Source organism: Janthinobacterium sp. CG3 (assembly GCF_000344615.1).
Taxonomy (GTDB): domain Bacteria; phylum Pseudomonadota; class Gammaproteobacteria; order Burkholderiales; family Burkholderiaceae_D; genus Janthinobacterium.
On the sequence record NZ_KB467824.1, the window covers coordinates 4,291,013 to 4,308,194 of the forward strand.

Sequence of the window (17,182 nt, forward strand, 5' to 3'; positions counted from 1 at the left end):
GGACCGTTTGCGTGTAAACTGCGCGGCAATACTGTTCACTCGGAAAAAAAATCCATGCTTATCAATTGCGTCGCCTATCAGGACGGCAAAAAATTATCCGATATCCCGGTCGTGGACATCAGTGAATTCATCATTTTGCCCAATACCTTTGTGTGGGTCGCTTTAAGAGGTGCGGAACCAGCTGAGCTGGCCGAGATGCAGCACGAGTTTGGATTACATGAGCTGGCTGTCGAAGATGCGCGCTCGGGACATCAACGCCCCAAGATTGAAGAGTACGGTGACTCATTGTTTGTGGTTATCCACTCTGTCGAGCTGATCGATGGTGAACTGCATATCGGGGAGGTCGATGTGTTCGTCGGCGACACCTATTTGCTGTCAAATCGTACTCACTACCAGCGAGGCTTTGCGGAAGTGCGCGCCCGTTGCGAACGCGAGACACAACATCTGAGTCAGGGTCCCGCCTTCATCCTTTACGCCCTGATGGACGCCATCGTCGACAGGTACTTTCCCGTGGTCGATGCGCTGGAAGCCGAACTATGGAAAATCGAGGAACAAATATTCAAATCGCCAGCGCATCGTTACACCCTGGAGCAGTTGTACCAGTTGAAGCGTAAGGTTGTGCTGTTCAAACACGCCGTTGCGCCACTGATGGAAGCTGTCGGGAAGCTCGACGGTGGGCGCGTGCCGCATATCGTGGCGAACACAACCGAATATTTCCGGGACGTTCACGACCACCTCCACCGCATCAACACGGCGATTGACTCCATCCGCGATACGATCAGCACGGCTATACAGGTCAACCTGTCGATGATCAGCCTCGACGACAGCAACGTCAACAAGCGCCTCGCGGCGTGGGCAGCTATCTTCGCCGTAGCCACAGGTCTGGTCGGGGTTTGGGGTATGAACTTCGAAAACATACCCGAACTGAAGTGGAAATATGGTTACCCCTTAGCGCTTTCAATCGTCTTTTCAACCTGCGGATACCTGTATTATCGTTTCAAAAAATCCGGCTGGTTGTAAACGAAACCCTGTATCAATACCGGAAGCCGATGCCGACAGCGTGAGCGATGTACACATACCCTCCTGCCCGCCCTTAACCCGGTTTTTCGTGCCGCCGCGCCTCAAGCCCCAGTCCGGGCGGACAAAGCCGGCCGCGGTCCCACGCTTTGCTGCGGATGAACTAGCTGGATCAAGGCGTTTATCGTATCCTGTCCGTCTTTGTTTATCATCCGAGAAACCCCAATGGCAAATTACGTCTATACCATGAACAAGGTGGGCAAAATTGTCCCGCCTAAGCGCCAGATCCTCAAGGATATTTCGCTGTCCTTTTTCCCGGGCGCCAAGATCGGCGTGCTGGGCCTGAACGGCTCCGGCAAGTCGACCTTGCTCAAAATTATGGCGGGCATCGACACCGACATCCAGGGCGAAGCCGTGCCGATGCCGGGCCTGAACATCGGCTACCTGCCGCAGGAACCGGTGCTCGATCCCGAGCAGACCGTGCGCCAGGTGGTCGAGTCCGGCCTGGGCGAAGTGTTCGAGGCGCAAGCCAAGCTGGAGGCGGTCTACGCCGCCTACGCCGAGGAAGACGCCGATTTCGACGCGCTGGCCAATGAGCAGGCCCGTCTGGAGGCGATCATTTCGACCTCCGACGGCGGCAACCTGAACCTGCAACTGGAAATGGCCGCCGACGCGCTGCGCCTGCCGCCGTGGGACGCCAAGATCGGCGTGTTGTCGGGCGGCGAAAAGCGCCGCGTCGCGCTGTGCCGCCTGTTGCTGTCGAAGCCGGACATGCTGCTGCTCGACGAGCCGACCAACCATTTGGACGCGGAATCGGTCGACTGGCTGGAGCAGTTCCTGCTGCGCTTCCCTGGCACCGTGGTGGGTATCACCCATGACCGCTACTTCCTCGACAACGCCGCCGAGTGGATTTTGGAGCTAGACCGCGGCCACGGTATTCCGTGGAAGGGCAATTACAGCTCGTGGCTGGAGCAAAAGGGCAACCGCCTGAAGCAGGAAGAGGCGACCGAGTCCTCGCGCCAGAAAACCATCGCCAAGGAATTGGAATGGGTGCGCCAGAATCCGAAGGGCCGCCAGGCCAAGAGCAAGGCCCGTCTGGCCCGCTTCAACGAGTTGTCCGAGCACGAATACCAGAAGCGCAACGAAACCCAGGAGATTTTCATCCCCGTGGCCGAGCGCCTGGGCAACGAAGTCATCGAGTTCAAGAACGTCTCGAAGGCCTTTGGCGACCGCCTGCTGATCGACAATCTGTCGTTCACGGTGCCGGCCGGCGCCATCGTCGGTATCATCGGCCCGAACGGCGCCGGTAAATCGACGCTGTTCAAGATGATCACCGGCAAGGAACAGCCGGACAGCGGCGACGTCGTGGTCGGCCAGACCGCGCGCGTGTCGATCGTCGACCAGAACCGCGATTCCCTGTCCGACGCCAAGACCGTCTTCGAGGACGTCTGCGGCGGCGCCGACATGCTCACCGTCGGCCGCTTCGAAATGCCGTCGCGCGCCTACCTGGGCCGCTTCAACTTCAAGGGCGGCGACCAGCAAAAGATCGTCGGCAACCTGTCGGGCGGCGAACGCGGCCGTCTGCACCTGGCGAAAACGTTGCTGATGGGCGGCAACGTGCTGCTGCTCGATGAACCGTCCAACGATCTGGACGTGGAAACCCTGCGCGCGCTCGAAGACGCCCTGCTGGAATTCGCCGGCAGCGTGATGGTCATTTCCCATGACCGTTGGTTCCTCGACCGCATCGCCACCCACATCCTGGCCTTCGAAAGCGATTCGCAGGTGACCTTCTTCGACGGCAACTATCAGGAATACGAAGCCGACAAGAAGAAGCGTTTGGGTGAAGAAGGCGCCAAGCCGAAACGCATCCGCTACAAGCCGCTGACGGTCTAGTAGTTAGCCCGGAAAACAAAACAGCTCCCCAAGGGAGCTGCGAACGCAAAAAAAACCGGGGCGCCGAGCCGGGGCCGGACCCAAGGGTCCGACCCCGGCCCTTGCCTTGGGTTTTTAGAAGTTATACTTCGCGCCAAACGACACGCCCGTCGACTTGTGGCCATACGCGGCGCTCTTGCCGAAGCGCTCCACCTCAGCCGTCAACGACACGTTTTTGTTAATCGCGTACTGCGCGCCAACGGAAGCGTACAGACCGGTTTTGTTGTCGCCGTCCGCCACGCCGGCGGCCGCGCCGGTGCCGTGGATGCTGTCGCTGTTGCGCGCCACGCCCAATTTACCAAACACGCCAACCTGCTCGTTTACCGGCATGGTCGCCTTGCCCGCCACGTAATAGCCATGCGACTTGGAGTCGATGTGGCCGTTCACGCCGTTGCGCACAAAGTTGTAGTCTTTGCTGCCGAAGTCGGCGTAACCGCCTTCAACGCCCCAGGTTTTATCAAATTCGTAGCCGGCGAACAATTTACCAGCCGCCTTGACGCCACTGTCGTCGCTGCCGCTGGACGTGTTGGGCACGTCGAATTTGTAACGGCTGGCGGTCACGCCGGCGCCGACGTAGGCACCCTCGGCGTGGGCGATCGAGACGCTCGACAGAGCAGCCGCAGAAGCAATCATTGCAATAAAGATCTTTTTCATCGTGCTTTCTCTTTCAAAAATTTCAGGAGGGACCTGCTTGGGTTCGCTTAGTTTGGAAGGCGATGTGTGCAAGATAGCACCTGAAAAAATGCAAGTCCGTCCACATTGCGTAAGAAATGTGAGCAAATGTAAGCGCTTAAAGCGCGCTGAAAAGTTCTTTTTGCCGACGATAGCGGAAGACAATGGCAGAAATACCGCACGGATAAACGGCGTTAGACGATATTGCGGAATGTGAGATTGACGCGCGGTCCGCAGGCGGCGCGCTGCTTGTTGATGCCGTGGCGCCAGTTCGCCTGGGTCGCGCCGGCCATCAGCAACAGGCTGGCGTCGCCCAGCGCCAGTTTCAGCGTCCGCGGCAGGCGCTTGTGTTTCAAGATGAAGATGCGCGGCGCGCCAAAGCTGAGCGAGGCGATCGCCGGCTGCGCGCCCAACTCGCTTTCGTCGTCGCTATGCAAGCCCATGCTGTCGTGCTGGTCGCGGTAGTAGTTGAGCAGCACGCTGTTGAAGCGGCGCCCGCTGACCCGCTCGACCTCGCGTTTCAGCAGCAATTGCAGCGGGGTGAACGGCTGCGGCTCCAGCGTCACGCCGGAATAGCGGTAGCGCGCCTCGCCGTGCCAGGCCGTCAGGCGCGGCTGCGCGTGGCGCTTGCCCCACAGCGTCAGGTATTCGGTGCGCCAGTCGGTTTGCGCGATCAGTTGCGCCAGCATGTCGCCGGGCGGCAGGTCCAGTCTGTGCAGGAAAAACAATTCGCCGTCGTCGATGGGAATCGGCGTCAGCGTATCGCTTGCGGAAAATAAATCCATGGCGCTCTACATCGCGGTAACGGTGGCGGCAACGGTATCATAGCGGCGCGCCGTGCAACGTAAAAAAACCAAGGGCGCGATCCCGGAGCCAGACCTGAAGGGCCGGCCCCGGCTCTTTGCCGTTGGTTTTTATTGCCGCAACAATTGCCGGCCGACCCGGCGCGCGGCGTCAGGCGTAGGCTTCGGCCAGCGACATGACGCGCGGCGCCACGGTGATGCCGACGCCGCTGAACAGCGCTTCGATCGAGGCCAGGTTGGCCGCGCATTCCTCGGTTTTCCATCCCTTGAACAAGTCGGTGCCGTCCTTTTGGAAATGCAAATCCAACACCTTGCCCTTGTCCTTGTGCAGATAGTTCGAGTTGTAGGTGTTTTCAAAGCCCAGTGCCTTGAGCGCTTCCAGCACCTGCGTCGGCGGGTTGTCGGGATCGGTCGCCAGGAAGACGCCAAATGTCTTGCCCGGCGGCTTGGCCGCAATGTCGACCTCGTAAATCCCAGGCGCCTTCGTGACGGTCGTACTCTTCAGAAATAACATGTCCATACCTCCTATCCAAATGGCAACGGCGCGCGGCGCCGCGCTCTTGTTATCCAACTGCTGTTCCGTGTACTTGGATTCGTTAGGAAAGATTCCAGTAGTCAAGCTTATTGCTTATTCTCCTCCTTGTCGACTAATCCGGGCAATTATTTGGTAATACGTGGCATTAAAGCGCTACGCTTTGTGCCGACGCGACAGGCGGCCCCGGTTGGCGCGCGCCGATCGGCCATTGCGCGGGCCGGCGCGCTGCTGCATACTTTCAGCAAGCTCTCCCAACGCCGCCCGGACACCGTCTTCGCCTCCACAAAGCCACCATGCGCCCGTTCTCCATCAAGTACCGCCTTCTCCTCTGGCTCACGCTGATCCTGGTCGCCGGTTTCCTGGCCACCAGCGTGGCCAGCTACGTCGCCTCGCGCGACGCCATCGAGCAGGGCATCTCCGAGCAGACGCTGCCGCTCACCGGCGACAACATCTATTCCGAGATCCAGAAGGACATCCTGCGCCCGGTCTTCATCTCCTCGCTGATGGCGCACGACACCTTCGTGCGCGACTGGATTCTGGGCGGCGAGAAGAACCCCGAGCAGATCGTGCGCTATCTGAACGAGGTGAAGCTGAAATACGGCACCGTCAGCAGCTTCCTGGTGTCGGAGCGCAGCCACGCCTACTACTACGCCGGCGGCACGCTGAAATCGGTGCGCGACGGCGAGGCGCGCGACGCCTGGTACTTCCGGCTGCGCGCGCTGGCGACGGCCGACTACGAAACCAACGTCGACGTCGACATGGCCAACCGCGACAGCCTGACCATCTTCATCAACCACCGCGTGCTGGACTTCAAGGGCAACTTCATCGGCGCCACCGGGGTCGGCCTGACGCTCGACAAGATGAGCAGCATCATCGACCGCTATCAGTGGCGCTTCCGCCGCAACATCTATTTCGCCGACGGCGACGGCACCATCGTGCTGGGCGGCAAAACCAGGCAGAGCGAGCGCGGCTCGATCCGCACGCTGCCGGGCGTGCGCGCCATCGCCGGGCGCATCCTGAACCGCGACGTCCGCCCGACCCACCTGGCCTACAGCACCGACGCGGCCAGCATGCTGGTCAATTCGCGCTTCATTCCGGAGCTGGGCTGGTATCTGGTGGTCGAGCAGAACGTCAGCGCCGAGGTGAAACCGATGCAGCGCGTGTTCGCGCTGAACCTGGCCGTCAGCTTTGGCGTCACCTTGCTGGTGCTGGCGATCACGCTGCTGACGGTGAACCGCTTCCAGCGCCGCATCGAGCGGATCGCCTCGACCGACGCGCTGACCGGGCTGTTGAACCGCAAGGCGCTGGAGCTGTTGTTGCGCGACCGCATACTGGCCAGCAAGCGCGGCGGCCGGCCGCTGGCGGCGATCCTGTTCGACATCGACCTGTTCAAGCAGGTCAACGACAGCCACGGCCATTTGTCGGGCGACCAGGTGATCCGCGGCGTCGCCGACCTGGCCGTGGGCGTGGTGCGCGACAGCGACGTGGTGACGCGCTGGGGCGGCGAGGAATACCTGGTCCTGCTGGGCGACTGCAACCTGGAGCAGGCCGGCCAGATCGCCGAGGCGCTACGCCGCGCGGTCGAAGCGCACGACTTCGCGCTGCCGGCGTCGAACGTCCGCGTGACCATCAGCCTGGGCGTGGCCGAGTACCGCCACGACGAAGCCGAGTCGGCGTTCTTCTCGCGCGCCGACAGCGCGCTGTACCAGGCCAAAAACGGCGGGCGCAACCGCGTGCAACTGGCGCCGCGCTAAGGGCCGACGGCGGGCGCTGTTCGTAGCTCGGGCGGGCCGGAACGGCGCAACCCGAGCCACCAACGGTATTCCGGTGGGCCGCGCCTTATGCGCCGCGCTTGCGCCGTGCCAGCGCCGCCGTCGGCGCCACCAGCGCCTGGTACAACGCGCCGCTGTCCGGGTCCCACTGCCGCACGGCGCGCCGCTGCCGCTCGACGGTGGCGAAGTCGCCGCGGGCGATCGGCCCGCTCAGCGCCTGCTCCGGCCCCAGCCTGAAGACGTTGGCGACGGTCTCGTCGACCAGCGGCCGGGCCAGTTCGCGCGCCACCGCCTCCGGCACGCCGGCCGCCTGGTAGGCGCGCAGCGCCGCGTCGAGCACCGTCACCAGGTAGTTGCTGGCGAAGACGGCGGCGGCGTGGTAGACGGTCTTGGCGGCGGCGTCGATCGGCACCGGCCGCGCGCCGATCGCCAGCAGCGCCGGTTCGAGCAGCGCCAGCGCGGCGGCGTCGCCCTCGACGCCGCAGTAGGTGCCGGCGAAGTTGGCGGCCACCAGCGCCGGGTCGGCGAAGCTGCGGATCGGGTGCACGCTGGCCACGGCGGCCCCGGCCAGTTGCGCCGCGCGCAGCTCGCCCGAGGCCAGCGCGCCGCTGCAGTGGAACAGCACCGTGCCGGCCAGGGCGCCGCCGGCGGCCAGCGCCGCGCAGGCCGGCGCGATCTGGTCGTCGCCGACGGCCAGCATGGTGACGTCGGCGCGGCGCAATTGCGCGTGGCCGGCGACGGCCGCGCCGGCTTTGATGAACGGCAGCGCCGCCCGCGCCGACGGCAGCGAGCGGGTCAGCACGTCCTGCACCTGGAAGGCGCCGGCGGCGGCGAACAGGCGCGCCAGCACGGCGCCGACGTGGCCGGCGCCGATGACGTTCAGCGTCAACGCGGGCATCAGAAACCCGATCCCGGCTGGCCCAGGAAGTCCAGCTCGGCCGCCGTCGAGGCGCGCCCGAGGATGGCGTTGCGGTGCGGGAAGCGGCCGAAGCGGGCAATCACGTCGCGGTGCCGGCGGGCGAAATCGAGCATGCCCTCGAAGCCCGGATCGGCCTGGGCCAGCCGTGTAAACAGCGCCACCGCGCATTGCTGCATGGCGGCGTCCTCGGCGTGCTCGAACGGCATGTAGACGAAGGCGCGCTGCCACGGCGCCAGCGCCTGGTCGGCGCCGCCGTCCACCAGCGCCCGTGCCAGTTGCAGCGCCAGCCGGTCGCCGCCGAACGCGGCCGGGGTGTCGCGGTAGACGTTGCGGGTGAACTGGTCCAGCAGCAGAATGCGCGCCAGCGTGCCGCGCGCGCCGTCGCGGTCCCAGTCGGCCAGGCCGCCGGCCAGCGCCTCGCCGATCACTTCGCCGAAGCGCGCCAGCACCTGGCCGTCGAAGCGGGCGTCCTTGCGGAACCATTCGGCGCGCGCGGCGAGGGGCTCGGCGGCGCCGAACCAGAAATCGAGCACCGCGGACGGTTTTTCCCGCATCGGCGCCGCCATCAGTTGCGGGCGTGCGACAACTGGAAGCTGTCGATGCCGGCGAAGGCGGCCAGCTCGGCCGACAATTCGGCCAGCGTGGCGCCGCTGCGTTTGCTCAGGGCGAGGGCGACGAAGCGCCACTCCTGCTTGCCGGCCTCGCTGCCGATCATCAGCGAGCCGCCGGCGATCTCGTAGCCGCGGCTCAGGGCGATGCTGCGCAGCGCGTCCTCGCGCGGCACGTAATCCCTCTTGAAGCGCATGGTGATGGCCACCGCGTGGCGCGACGGCAGCAGCGCCTCCAGCCGGGACAGGAAGATCATCGACATCGCGCACAGGAAGGCCAGGCCCATCGCCGACAGGTAGAAGCCGACGCCGACCATGATGCCGATCACCGACGAGGCCCAGATCGAGGCGGCCGTGGTCAGGCCGCTGATGTTGAAACCCTCGCGCATGATCACGCCGGCGCCGAGGAAGCCGATGCCGGTGACGATGCCCTGGATGACGCGGGTCGGGTCGGTGGCGACCAGGATGGCGCCGTGGCCGCCGAACCAGAACTGCGGGTAGCCGCCGATGACCGTCAGCGCGCACGAGGCCATGCACACCAGGCCGTAGGTGCGCATGCCGGCGGCGCGGCCGTGGTAGGAGCGTTCGTAGCCGACCATCAGCCCGAGCAGCAGCGCGCCGATCAGGTTCAGCAGGACGATGCCGTTGGTGGCCAGTTCGGACACCGACCAGTAGGAGCTTAACAATTCAATCGACAACATGCACGGTTCTTTCGACGGGGCGCCGCTTACGGCGCTTTTTTAATCAATTGTTTTTCAAAAGCGACGTCGAGCTTGCTGACGCGCCGCGGCGTTTGCGGCCCCTGGGCGTTGACGAAGGCGACGAAGTCGTCCAGCTCGAGCGGCGCGCACAGCGGCGGCTTGCCCGGCCCCTCGCTCAGGAAGAACAGGCCGGCGCCGGTGCGCGCCATCGAATACTGGGCGTTGCCGCTGCGCTGCTTGAGGCGGTCGACGGCCGAGGTGGCCCGGGTGGAGCGCCCGCTCACAGGGCCGCCGTGCGCTTGTCGAGCCAGGCCAGCGCGGCGCCGCTCACATGCGGCGCCAGGCGCGCGCGCACCGTCGCGTGGTAGGCGTTGAGCCAGTCCAGCTCGTCGGCGCGCAGCAGCGCCGGCTCGATGCAGCGGGCGTCGATCGGGCACAGGGTCAGCGTCTCGAAGCGCAGGAAGTCGCCGAACTCGGTGGCGCCGGCGGCGCCGTTGAGCACCAGGTTTTCGATGCGGACGCCCCAGCGCCCGGGCCGGTAGATGCCCGGCTCGACGGAGGTGATCATACCCTCCTCCATCGCCGTGTGCGGCTCCGGCATGGCCGACGGCGAAATCGTCTGCGGCCCCTCGTGGACGTTGAGGAAAAAGCCGACGCCGTGGCCGGTGCCATGGCCGAAATCGGCGCCGGCGGCCCATAGCGGCGCGCGCGCCAGCGCGTCCAGCATCGGCGACTTGACGCCGCGCGGGAACTGCGCCGACGACAAGGCGATGACGCCCTTGAGCACCAGCGTGAAGTCGCGCCGCTGCTCGGCGCCGATGCGCCCGACCGGCACCACGCGGGTGACGTCGGTGGTGCCGCCCAGGTATTGGCCGCCGGAGTCGATCAGCAGCAGGCCGTCGCCCTCGATGTCGGCGTGCGATTCCTCGGTGGCGCGGTAGTGCACGATCGCGCCGTTCGCGGCGAAGCCGGCGATGGTGCCGAAACTGGGGCTGACGAAGCCGGGGCGGCGCGCGCGCGCCGCCGTCAGCTGGGTGTCGACGTCCAGCTCGGTCGGCGGGCCGCGCCTGGTGTCCGCCAGGCGCGCTTCGAGCCAGGCGAAGAACTCGCACAGCGCGGCGCCGTCCTGCTCCATCGTGGCGCGCACGTGCTCGAGCTCGGACGCGGTCTTGCGCGACTTGGCGAAGGTGGTCGGGTTGACCGCCTCGAGCACCGTCACCGTGTCCGGCACCGCCCGGCGCGTGCCGAGGGTGACGCGGCGCGGGTCCAGCAGCAGGGTCGTACCGGCCGGCAGCGCGGCCAGCGCGGCGTGCGCCGCCGCATACGGCGCCAGGTCGACGCCGTCGGCCGCCAGCGTGGCGCGCAGCGCGGCGTCGACCTTGCCGTCGGCGACGAACAGCGTGGCGCGTTGCGGCGTCACCAGCGCGTGCGCCAGGAACACCGGGTTGTAGCTGACGTCGGCGCCGCGCAGGTTGAACAGGTAGGCGATGTCGTCCAGCGTCGAGATGACGTGGCGCTCGGCGCCGGCGCGCGCCATGGCGCCGCGCAGCGCGGCGAGCTTGTCGGCGCGCGCCAGCGCGGCGTAGGGCGGCAGGTGCGCGAACAGCGGCGCCGCCGGCAGGCCCGGGCGTTCGGTCCAGAGTGCCTCCAGCAGGTCGACGTCGGCGCGCAGCGCCACGCCCTTCGCTTGCAGCGCCTGGCCGAGCAGGCGCGCGGTGGCCAGGCCCAGCACGGCGCCGTCGACGGCGACGCTGTGGCCCGGCGCGACGTGCTCGGCCAGCCAGTCGATGTAGAGCACGCTGGCGCCGGACGGGATCTTCATCAGTTGCACGGCGCCGCCGGCCAGCTCGGCCTCGGCCTGGTTCCAGTAGCGCGCGTCGGTCCAGACGCCGGCGAAGTCGGCGGTGGCGATGAAGGTGCCGACCGAGCCGGTGAAGCCGCTCAACCACTCGCGGCCCTTCCAGCGCTCGGGCAGGTATTCGGACAGGTGCGGGTCGGCCGAGGGCACGACGACGGCGGCGATATGCTGCTCGCGCATGGCGTGGCGCAGCTGCGCCAGGCGATCCGCCAGCGCGGTTTTTTCTGGTATGGGCATGAACTGGCTCAAGTCGGTTATTCGGGGTTGCCGCCAGGGCCGGCGGGGAGCGCGGCGGACCTCCATCATACCGCGATTGCGCCGTGCGCCGTAGCTCGGATTAGCGCGGCGTAATCCGACGCCGGGCCGCCGCCGGCGCCGGTCGGCTTGCGCCGTTCCGGCTAACCCGACCTACGCAAATCGCGCTAACCGAGCGGGTCGGCGGCCGTCTCCAGCTCGGTCAGCAGGCGCGACAGGCGATCGTCCAGCAGCGCCATGTCGGCCGGCTTGATCGACGCCAGAATCCGGTGCTCGTTGGCCACGTGCGCCGTCACCGCGCGCTCGATCAACGCCAGCCCGGCCGGCGTCAGTTGCACCAGCACGCTGCGGGCGTCCTCGCAATTGGCCAGGCGCTCGACCAGGCCGCGGCTTTCCAGCCCCTTCAGCCGGTGCGTCATCGTCCCCGAGGTGATCATCAAGGTCGAGAACAGCGCCGTCGGCGCCAGCCGGTAGGGCGCGCCGGAACGCCGCAAGGTCGCCAGCACGTCGAATTCCCAATTGTTCAGGTCGAACAAGGCGAAGGTCTGGCCCAGCCGGCGCTCCAGCAGCACCGCGCAGCGCTTGATGCGCCCCACCAGCCCCATCGGCATGACGTCCAGGTCCGGGCGCTCGCGGTGCCACTGCGCCAAAATCGCATCCACCGCATCCAACTGCCGCTGTGTCGTCATGTGTCCACCTTTTTATCTTGAAGTGAAGATTATATGCTAGACTTTATTTATCTTGAATTGAAGGTAAATTATGCGCGCCACACCCTCCCCCAAAGTCGTCGTCGACACCCTGCTGACGGCGCTGGCGCCGGCCATCTGGGGCAGCACCTATATCGTCACCACCGAATTGCTGCCGCCGGACCGGCCATTCACCGCCGCCCTGCTGCGCTGCCTGCCCGCCGGCGTCTTGCTGACGCTGCTGGTGCGGCGCCTGCCCGAGCGGCGCCTGTGGGGCCGCCTGGCCGCGCTGTCGGCGCTCAACATCGGCTTCTTCCAGGCGCTGCTGTTCGTCGCCGCGTACCGGCTGCCGGGCGGGCTGGCCGCCGTCATGGGCGCCATCCAGCCGCTGCTGGTGATGGGGTTGGCGTGGGCGCTGGACCGGCGCCGGCCGGCCGCGCTGGCCATAGTCGCCGGCGTGCTGGGCGTGGGCGGCATGGCCGCGCTGCTGCTGTCCCCCGGCGCCGCGTGGGACCCGCTGGGCATCGCCGCGGCGCTGGCCGGCGCCGCCTGCATGGCGGCCGGCACCTTCCTGGCGCGGCGCTGGCAGTCCGACGTGCCGGTGCTCGCCTTCACCGGCTGGCAACTGCTGGCGGGCGGCTTGATGCTGGCGCCCGTCGCCTTGGCGGTCGACCCGCCGCTGCCGGCGCTGACGCCGGCCAACCTGCTCGGCTACGCCTACCTCGGCATCGTCGGCACGCTGTTGACGTATGTGTTGTGGTTCCGCGGCATCGCCCGCCTGTCGCCGGTGGCGGTGTCGTCGCTTGGGCTACTCAGCCCGCTGATGGCGGTGCTGCTCGGCTGGGCGCTGCTGGGCCAGGCCATGACGGGCTGGTCGCTGGCGGGCCTGCTCACCGTGCTTGGCAGCATTCTCGCGGTGCAGTGGGCGGCGCGCCCGGCCGCAGCGGCCGGCGCCGCCGCAAACCCAGCAAAGGCCATCAGCCAAGCTTCGGCCCCGAGGGTTTGACCCCGGGTCTGCGCCCTTGGTTTATATTATCGTTATTAACATTTTTATATTCAAGCAATCACTTAACTAGGAGCACGCCATGCATAGCACCATCCAGTCCCTGATCGAATCGCGCATTTCGGCCAACCACTTCGACAGCAGCCGCCAGTTGGCCGAAACCGAGATCGCCGAGCTGGTCCGCCTGGCGACGCTGGCGCCGACGGCCTACAATTTCCAGAACTGGAAGTTCATCGCGGTGCGCTCGCCCGAGGCGAAGGCGCGCCTGAAAGCGGTGGCGTACCAGCAGCAGAAGGTGCTCGACGCGGCCGTCACCTTCATCATCTGCGGCACGCTGGCGGCGCACGAGGGGCTGGCCCAGGCGCTGCGGCCGGCGGTCGAGGCCGGCATCATGCCGCAGGCGATGTCCGATTCGTGGGTGGCGCTGGCCAAGGGTTCGCATCCCAGCCAGCCGCAATTGCAACGCGACGAGGCGGTGCGCTCGGCCTCGCTGGCGGCGATGACGTTGATGCTGGCGGCCGAGGGCATGGGCCTGGTGAGCAGCGCGATGAGCGGTTTCGATCCGGCCGGCGTGGAACGCGAGTTCAACCTGGCCGCCGGCGACGTGCCGGTGATGCTGGTAACGGTCGGCTACGCGGCGCCGGGCAACTGGCCGCAAAAGCCGCGCAAGGCGCTCGCCGATGTGCTCGAATACGCTTGAAGCGCCGGGCCAACGATAAAACGGCCCCGGCCGGCAGCGCCGCCGGGGGACCGTTGCTTGCAAACTGCACCGGCCGCGCAGTTGTCCTACGCCTGCGCGGCCGCTCCCCGACAGCGGGGGGGTGGCCGCGCCACGGTTAGTTCTTGTCGTAGTTGACCGAACGGGGGCCGTACAACAGACCGTTGTTCAAGCCGCCAGACAACAAGCGCGCGCTGGTCACCCCGGCGATCGGGTGGGCCGCATCCGTCGCCGTGTTGATGATCTGCTTGACGGCCGCCGTGATCAGGATGCCGATCAGCCCGCCGCCGCTGTTGTTGCCGCCCTCGTTGTCGGACGCCGTCGCCACGCCGGTCCACAGCACGGCGCCGGTTTTCAGGTCCACCAGCCGGGCGTTGGCCGTGACCGCCGCGACGCTGGTGATCACCGCGTAGCTGGTGCCGTAGTTGCTGATCGTCACGTACAGGGCCGCGTCGGCGCCGAAGATCTCCTGGATTTTCTTCGGTTCGACAGCGTGGATATCCGCGCTGCTGCTCAGGCCGTTCTGCTTGAAGGTTTCATCCACCAGCGCCACCGGCAACACGTAATAACCGGCTTCGGCCAGCGGATAGCTGACCTGCGACAGCACGCTGTAGGTCGCCTTGATATCGGGCGAGTTATTCAACGGCGGCAGCACCACGATCGAGCGCGGTTTGCTCGCTTTGAACGCGGTATAGTCGTACGGCGCCGGTTTGGTGGCGCAACCAACCACCAGCAGGGCGGGCAACACGCCAGCCGCCAATTTCAAGCATCTTTTCAACATCTTATTTCTCGCTTTTCTTGTTTTTCTTGAGTAAAAAATCCATGTAGGCGGCCGACTCCGGGAACAGCTTTTTCTCTGCCTCGAATTGCGGCGCGACCAGCGCGTCTTTACCCGTCATCGCGTACAGCATGCCCAGATGGGCGTGGTAGCCGGGCGGCGCCATGTTTCCGTTCGAATCGATCAGCAGCAGGTTTTTTTCCAACACCGCGATCTGCTGGTCCGGGCTTTCACCTTTGAAATGCTGATACACCTGGGGCTGATAGCCATCCCATTGATACAAGGTCTTCGGCGCAGTATGGCACCCCGTCAATACCGCGCCCATGGCGACGACCAGCGCGATGGCGGCCGGTTTTGTTATTAATGTATGCATATTTATCATCATGGTGGTTTATTTCGACGCCCAGGCGCCCGTTTGCATGCCCTCGACCAGGCGGGTGACGGCTTCGCGCACGGCCAAATCCAATACCTTGCCGTTCAGGGTGGCGTCGTAGCTGGCGGTGCCGCCAAAACCGATAATTTCGCGGTTCGACAGGCTGTACTCGCCGGCGCCCTGGCTGGAATACACCACTTCGGAGGTGTTGATGTTGACGATATTCAGCGTCACTTTGGCATAGGCGACCTGGGTTTTGCCACGCCCGAGAATGCCGAACAGCTGGTGGTCGCCGACTTCTTTGCGGCCGAATTCGGTGACGTCGCCGGTCACGACGAAATCGGCGCCTTTAATCGACTGGGATTGTTTTTTGAAGTCGGATTCCTGCTTCAGCTCCGGCATATTATCGCGGTCCAATACATTGAAGCGATTGGTTTGCTGCATGTGCGAAATCAGGATCGTTTTGGCTTGGCCGCCCAGGCGATCCACGCCGTCGGAGAAAATACCGCGCATGAAACTGGAACGGTTATCGAATTTACCGACAGAGATAAGGGCGCGCGTACCGGCGGGGGCGCGGTTCGCCGCGGCGGCGGTGGGTACCACCAGCGCTTGCGAGGTTTCAGTGGCGCAGCCGGCGAGGGTGGCGGCCATCAGTGCGGCAAGCAGCAGATTGCCAAATTTGTTTTGTTTCACGGTAAACTCCATAAGATGTGGCATATAAAATATTGCCATAAAAATTACGCAGCCCAGAGTCTACCGCAAATATTGCCTCATAGAAAATATTAATTTCTAAATAAAAGGAACCGTCCGCGCCGCGGCGCTGCGCGCCATGGTTTCCCGACCGGGCCGCGGCAGGCTACACCAGTTTTTGCGCGATCAGCTTGGCGCGCAGGCGCTTGGCCTTTTCGACGTGGACGTCGTCGTTGACGAAGACGATCTCGTCCTTGAAGCTGAGCAGCGCGCCGTCGACGCCGCCGACCGGCTCGACGCGGAAGTCGACCAGGTCCGGGTCCTTGCCCAGTTTTTTCGCCAGCGGGTCGGCCACGTACACCAGCCAGCCGCCGACGTAGGGCTTGCCGGTCTCGACCGCCTCGGCGAAATCGAAGGAAAAGATGCGCGCCCTTTCCGGCTGCCAGAATTTGATCGCCTCGACGAACAGGTCGCGGATGAAACCGAAGATGTAAAACTCGGGATGCGGGAAATTCAGGTGGTCGGACGTGGGGAACTGGATCGTCACCGTGTTGAACACTTGCTCCGAGCTCTTGCCGGCGTGGATGTTGACGGCCACCATGCCGTCCTCGGCCGAGCCGCAATTGACGAAGTTCATCTGGAAGCCGCGCCAGCCGACCGACGCCCACACCGGCGAGCCGTCCGGATTGGCGACGTTGTAGACCTGGTCGCTCACGCCGGCGTGCTTGTAGATCAGCTTGTCCAGGTTGGACAGCTTCGGACTCAGTTTGACGACCGGCTCGGACTCGTCTTCGCCGACCCATTCCATGGACTCGAACACCGGGTGGGTCTGCGCCAGGAATTCCAGGAACTCGCGCACCTTGTCGGCGTACTGGCGCAGGGTCAACGGATTGCCCTTCCAGTACAAACCCAAAACGTATTCGTCCATCATCGCACTTCTCCCCTATTGGCACGCGCGCGCGCGCCGCCCCGCCGCATCCGCCACCATGTTGTCCGCGTGTATTGTCGGACGAAATAATATTGCCGTCAAGAAATGTAACGCGCCGCTCGGAATTATTCACACCGTCTACTCCGCCGCCGCCTCGTAGCGCCGCAAGCCCTCCAGGTCGAGCACGCGGATGCCGCCGTAGTCGAGCCGCAACAGGCCGTGCTTTTCCAGCACCTGCAGGGCCTGGTTGGCGCGCTGGCGGGACGAACCCGACAGCAAACCGACCTCTTCCTGCGAAATCTGCACCAGTTGTTCAATCCCCGGATACAGGTGCGAATGGAACATCGACGCCAGGCAGCGCGCCACCCGGGTGTTGAGGTCGAGCAGGCGCTCGTTTTCAACCATGCCGATGAACTGGCCGAGCCGTTCGTTCAGTTGCATCAGCAAAAACCGCGTGAACGGCAGGCTGGTGTCGAGCAGCCAGTGGAAGGTGGCCGCCGGCATGCGCGCGATGCGGCTGTCGCGCAGCGCCATCGCGTCGTATTTGCGCAGCTCGTTCTTCAGCAGCGAGCCTTCGCCGAACCAGCCGCCGGGCGGCACGCCGGTGAAGGTCACGCTCTTGCCGCAGGGCGAGAAATTATTCATTTTGACCATGCCGCCGACGATGCCGATCCAGTTGTCCACCACCTCGCCCTTGCGGCAGACGAAGCCGCCCTTCGGCACGAAGGTCTCGAAGGTATCGGCCTCGACGCGCGCCATTTGCCCCGGGGTCAGCGTGCGCGCCCAGATGGCCGCGCGCAGCGCCTCTTGCAAACTTGTTTCAGTCGATATCATTGTGCAACGCAGCATGGAAAGTGGGGCAAATGTCCCCGAAAAGACAACACGGCGGACCAACGCAAGCTAATATCATCACACAAAAACACGAACCATTGCG

19 protein-coding genes are annotated in these 17,182 nt (G+C 65.0%); 5 read left to right on the forward strand and 14 right to left on the reverse strand.

The window, feature by feature from the left end; genetic code table 11:
• Nucleotides 1–54: 54 nt before the first annotated feature.
• Together JANGC3_RS0118975 and ettA are read left to right on the forward strand one after the other, a co-directional pair.
• Nucleotides 55–1,020 (forward strand): magnesium and cobalt transport protein CorA, encoded by a 966-nt coding sequence (locus JANGC3_RS0118975; RefSeq protein ID WP_017878069.1) that lies wholly within the window; start codon nucleotides 55–57, stop codon nucleotides 1,018–1,020.
• Between the two features lie 222 nt (nucleotides 1,021–1,242).
• A complete protein-coding gene (gene ettA / locus JANGC3_RS0118980; protein ID WP_017878070.1) occupies nucleotides 1,243–2,910 on the forward strand; it encodes an energy-dependent translational throttle protein EttA in 1,668 nt (555 codons plus the stop codon).
• Between the two features lie 114 nt (nucleotides 2,911–3,024).
• On the opposite strand, the gene JANGC3_RS0118985 is transcribed toward ettA, so the two are convergent.
• The 3 genes from JANGC3_RS0118985 to JANGC3_RS0118995 all read right to left on the reverse strand — a co-directional run bounded on the left by JANGC3_RS0118985 (nucleotide 3,025) and on the right by JANGC3_RS0118995 (nucleotide 4,944).
• Nucleotides 3,025–3,786 (reverse strand): porin family protein, encoded by a 762-nt coding sequence (locus JANGC3_RS0118985; protein ID WP_232429734.1) that lies wholly within the window; start codon nucleotides 3,784–3,786, stop codon nucleotides 3,025–3,027.
• Nucleotides 3,787–3,815: 29 nt separating this feature from the next.
• Nucleotides 3,816–4,406: an alpha-ketoglutarate-dependent dioxygenase AlkB family protein gene (locus JANGC3_RS0118990; RefSeq protein WP_017878072.1), complete on the reverse strand. Its 591-nt coding sequence runs from the start codon at nucleotides 4,404–4,406 to the stop codon at nucleotides 3,816–3,818.
• A gap of 169 nt (nucleotides 4,407–4,575) precedes the next feature.
• Nucleotides 4,576–4,944, reverse strand: a complete 369-nt coding sequence (locus JANGC3_RS0118995; RefSeq protein WP_017878073.1) for a hypothetical protein — start codon at nucleotides 4,942–4,944, stop codon at nucleotides 4,576–4,578.
• Between the two features lie 308 nt (nucleotides 4,945–5,252).
• Between JANGC3_RS0118995 and JANGC3_RS0119000 the strand changes: the two genes are divergently transcribed.
• Complete coding sequence (locus JANGC3_RS0119000) at nucleotides 5,253–6,713, forward strand: sensor domain-containing diguanylate cyclase (protein ID WP_017878074.1); 1,461 nt, start codon at nucleotides 5,253–5,255, stop codon at nucleotides 6,711–6,713.
• An 85-nt stretch (nucleotides 6,714–6,798) separates the two neighbouring features.
• Here the strand turns inward: JANGC3_RS0119000 and JANGC3_RS0119005 are convergent, their stop codons facing one another.
• From JANGC3_RS0119005 to JANGC3_RS0119030, 6 genes are all read right to left on the reverse strand, one after another.
• Nucleotides 6,799–7,629 carry a Rossmann-like and DUF2520 domain-containing protein gene (locus JANGC3_RS0119005; protein ID WP_017878075.1) on the reverse strand — a complete coding sequence of 277 codons (831 nt, stop codon included), beginning with the start codon at nucleotides 7,627–7,629 and terminating at the stop codon, nucleotides 6,799–6,801.
• Nucleotides 7,629–8,204, reverse strand: coding sequence for a DUF924 family protein (locus JANGC3_RS0119010; RefSeq protein ID WP_157406750.1), 576 nt, complete (start codon nucleotides 8,202–8,204; stop codon nucleotides 7,629–7,631). The genes JANGC3_RS0119005 and JANGC3_RS0119010 overlap by 1 nt, the downstream gene beginning before the upstream one ends.
• Nucleotides 8,205–8,215: 11 nt before the next feature.
• A complete protein-coding gene (locus JANGC3_RS0119015) occupies nucleotides 8,216–8,959 on the reverse strand; it encodes an MgtC/SapB family protein (protein WP_026133183.1) in 744 nt (247 codons plus the stop codon).
• A 26-nt stretch (nucleotides 8,960–8,985) separates the two neighbouring features.
• Nucleotides 8,986–9,243 carry a hypothetical protein gene (locus JANGC3_RS0119020; RefSeq protein ID WP_017878078.1) on the reverse strand — a complete coding sequence of 86 codons (258 nt, stop codon included), beginning with the start codon at nucleotides 9,241–9,243 and terminating at the stop codon, nucleotides 8,986–8,988.
• On the reverse strand, nucleotides 9,240–11,054 hold the full coding sequence (locus JANGC3_RS0119025; protein WP_026133184.1) for an aminopeptidase P family protein: 1,815 nt from the start codon (nucleotides 11,052–11,054) through the stop codon (nucleotides 9,240–9,242). The genes JANGC3_RS0119020 and JANGC3_RS0119025 overlap by 4 nt, the downstream gene beginning before the upstream one ends.
• 185 nt (nucleotides 11,055–11,239) lie before the next feature.
• Nucleotides 11,240–11,761 (reverse strand): MarR family winged helix-turn-helix transcriptional regulator, encoded by a 522-nt coding sequence (locus tag JANGC3_RS0119030; RefSeq protein ID WP_035787819.1) that lies wholly within the window; start codon nucleotides 11,759–11,761, stop codon nucleotides 11,240–11,242.
• Nucleotides 11,762–11,831: 70 nt separating this feature from the next.
• Here JANGC3_RS0119030 and JANGC3_RS0119035 point away from each other — a divergent pair, with 70 nt between their 5' ends.
• The gene (locus JANGC3_RS0119035; RefSeq protein ID WP_017878081.1) at nucleotides 11,832–12,764 is read left to right on the forward strand and encodes an EamA family transporter; all 933 of its coding nucleotides are present in this window, start codon (nucleotides 11,832–11,834) and stop codon (nucleotides 12,762–12,764) included.
• A gap of 79 nt (nucleotides 12,765–12,843) precedes the next feature.
• A complete protein-coding gene (locus JANGC3_RS0119040; RefSeq protein WP_017878082.1) occupies nucleotides 12,844–13,461 on the forward strand; it encodes a nitroreductase family protein in 618 nt (205 codons plus the stop codon).
• A 136-nt stretch (nucleotides 13,462–13,597) separates the two neighbouring features.
• Here JANGC3_RS0119040 and JANGC3_RS0119045 read toward each other — a convergent pair whose 3' ends face one another.
• From JANGC3_RS0119045 to JANGC3_RS0119065, 5 genes are all read right to left on the reverse strand, one after another.
• Nucleotides 13,598–14,260, reverse strand: coding sequence for a DUF799 domain-containing protein (locus JANGC3_RS0119045; RefSeq protein ID WP_017878083.1), 663 nt, complete (start codon nucleotides 14,258–14,260; stop codon nucleotides 13,598–13,600).
• Nucleotide 14,261: 1 nt separating this feature from the next.
• A complete protein-coding gene (locus tag JANGC3_RS0119050; RefSeq protein WP_051068394.1) occupies nucleotides 14,262–14,630 on the reverse strand; it encodes a DUF4810 domain-containing protein in 369 nt (122 codons plus the stop codon).
• An 18-nt stretch (nucleotides 14,631–14,648) separates the two neighbouring features.
• Complete coding sequence (locus JANGC3_RS0119055; protein WP_157406981.1) at nucleotides 14,649–15,281, reverse strand: CsgG/HfaB family protein; 633 nt, start codon at nucleotides 15,279–15,281, stop codon at nucleotides 14,649–14,651.
• A gap of 205 nt (nucleotides 15,282–15,486) precedes the next feature.
• Nucleotides 15,487–16,251 carry an Imm52 family immunity protein gene (locus JANGC3_RS0119060; RefSeq protein ID WP_017878086.1) on the reverse strand — a complete coding sequence of 255 codons (765 nt, stop codon included), beginning with the start codon at nucleotides 16,249–16,251 and terminating at the stop codon, nucleotides 15,487–15,489.
• 135 nt (nucleotides 16,252–16,386) lie between these two features.
• On the reverse strand, nucleotides 16,387–17,082 hold the full coding sequence (locus JANGC3_RS0119065; RefSeq protein ID WP_035787821.1) for a Crp/Fnr family transcriptional regulator: 696 nt from the start codon (nucleotides 17,080–17,082) through the stop codon (nucleotides 16,387–16,389).
• Between the last annotated feature and the right edge of the window lie 100 nt (nucleotides 17,083–17,182).

Bases quoted from the DNA above. Each gene is read 5' to 3' on its own strand.
- JANGC3_RS0119010 (WP_157406750.1), bottom strand. From the start codon at position 8,204: ATGCGGGAAAAACCGTCCGCGGTGCTCGATTTCTGGTTCGGCGCCGCC.
- JANGC3_RS0118990 (WP_017878072.1), bottom strand. From the start codon at position 4,406: ATGGATTTATTTTCCGCAAGCGATACGCTGACGCCGATTCCCATCGAC.
- JANGC3_RS0119030 (WP_035787819.1), bottom strand. From the start codon at position 11,761: ATGACGACACAGCGGCAGTTGGATGCGGTGGATGCGATTTTGGCGCAG.
- JANGC3_RS0118975 (WP_017878069.1), top strand. From the start codon at position 55: ATGCTTATCAATTGCGTCGCCTATCAGGACGGCAAAAAATTATCCGAT.
- JANGC3_RS0119050 (WP_051068394.1), bottom strand. From the start codon at position 14,630: ATGCATACATTAATAACAAAACCGGCCGCCATCGCGCTGGTCGTCGCC.
- JANGC3_RS0119025 (WP_026133184.1), bottom strand. From the start codon at position 11,054: ATGCCCATACCAGAAAAAACCGCGCTGGCGGATCGCCTGGCGCAGCTG.
- JANGC3_RS0119065 (WP_035787821.1), bottom strand. From the start codon at position 17,082: ATGATATCGACTGAAACAAGTTTGCAAGAGGCGCTGCGCGCGGCCATC.
- JANGC3_RS0119045 (WP_017878083.1), bottom strand. From the start codon at position 14,260: ATGTTGAAAAGATGCTTGAAATTGGCGGCTGGCGTGTTGCCCGCCCTG.
- JANGC3_RS0119055 (WP_157406981.1), bottom strand. From the start codon at position 15,281: ATGGCCGCCACCCTCGCCGGCTGCGCCACTGAAACCTCGCAAGCGCTG.
- JANGC3_RS0118995 (WP_017878073.1), bottom strand. From the start codon at position 4,944: ATGGACATGTTATTTCTGAAGAGTACGACCGTCACGAAGGCGCCTGGG.
- JANGC3_RS0119040 (WP_017878082.1), top strand. From the start codon at position 12,844: ATGCATAGCACCATCCAGTCCCTGATCGAATCGCGCATTTCGGCCAAC.
- JANGC3_RS0119060 (WP_017878086.1), bottom strand. From the start codon at position 16,251: ATGATGGACGAATACGTTTTGGGTTTGTACTGGAAGGGCAATCCGTTG.
- JANGC3_RS0119035 (WP_017878081.1), top strand. From the start codon at position 11,832: ATGCGCGCCACACCCTCCCCCAAAGTCGTCGTCGACACCCTGCTGACG.
- JANGC3_RS0119000 (WP_017878074.1), top strand. From the start codon at position 5,253: ATGCGCCCGTTCTCCATCAAGTACCGCCTTCTCCTCTGGCTCACGCTG.
- ettA (WP_017878070.1), top strand. From the start codon at position 1,243: ATGGCAAATTACGTCTATACCATGAACAAGGTGGGCAAAATTGTCCCG.
- JANGC3_RS0119005 (WP_017878075.1), bottom strand. From the start codon at position 7,629: ATGCCCGCGTTGACGCTGAACGTCATCGGCGCCGGCCACGTCGGCGCC.
- JANGC3_RS0119015 (WP_026133183.1), bottom strand. From the start codon at position 8,959: ATGTTGTCGATTGAATTGTTAAGCTCCTACTGGTCGGTGTCCGAACTG.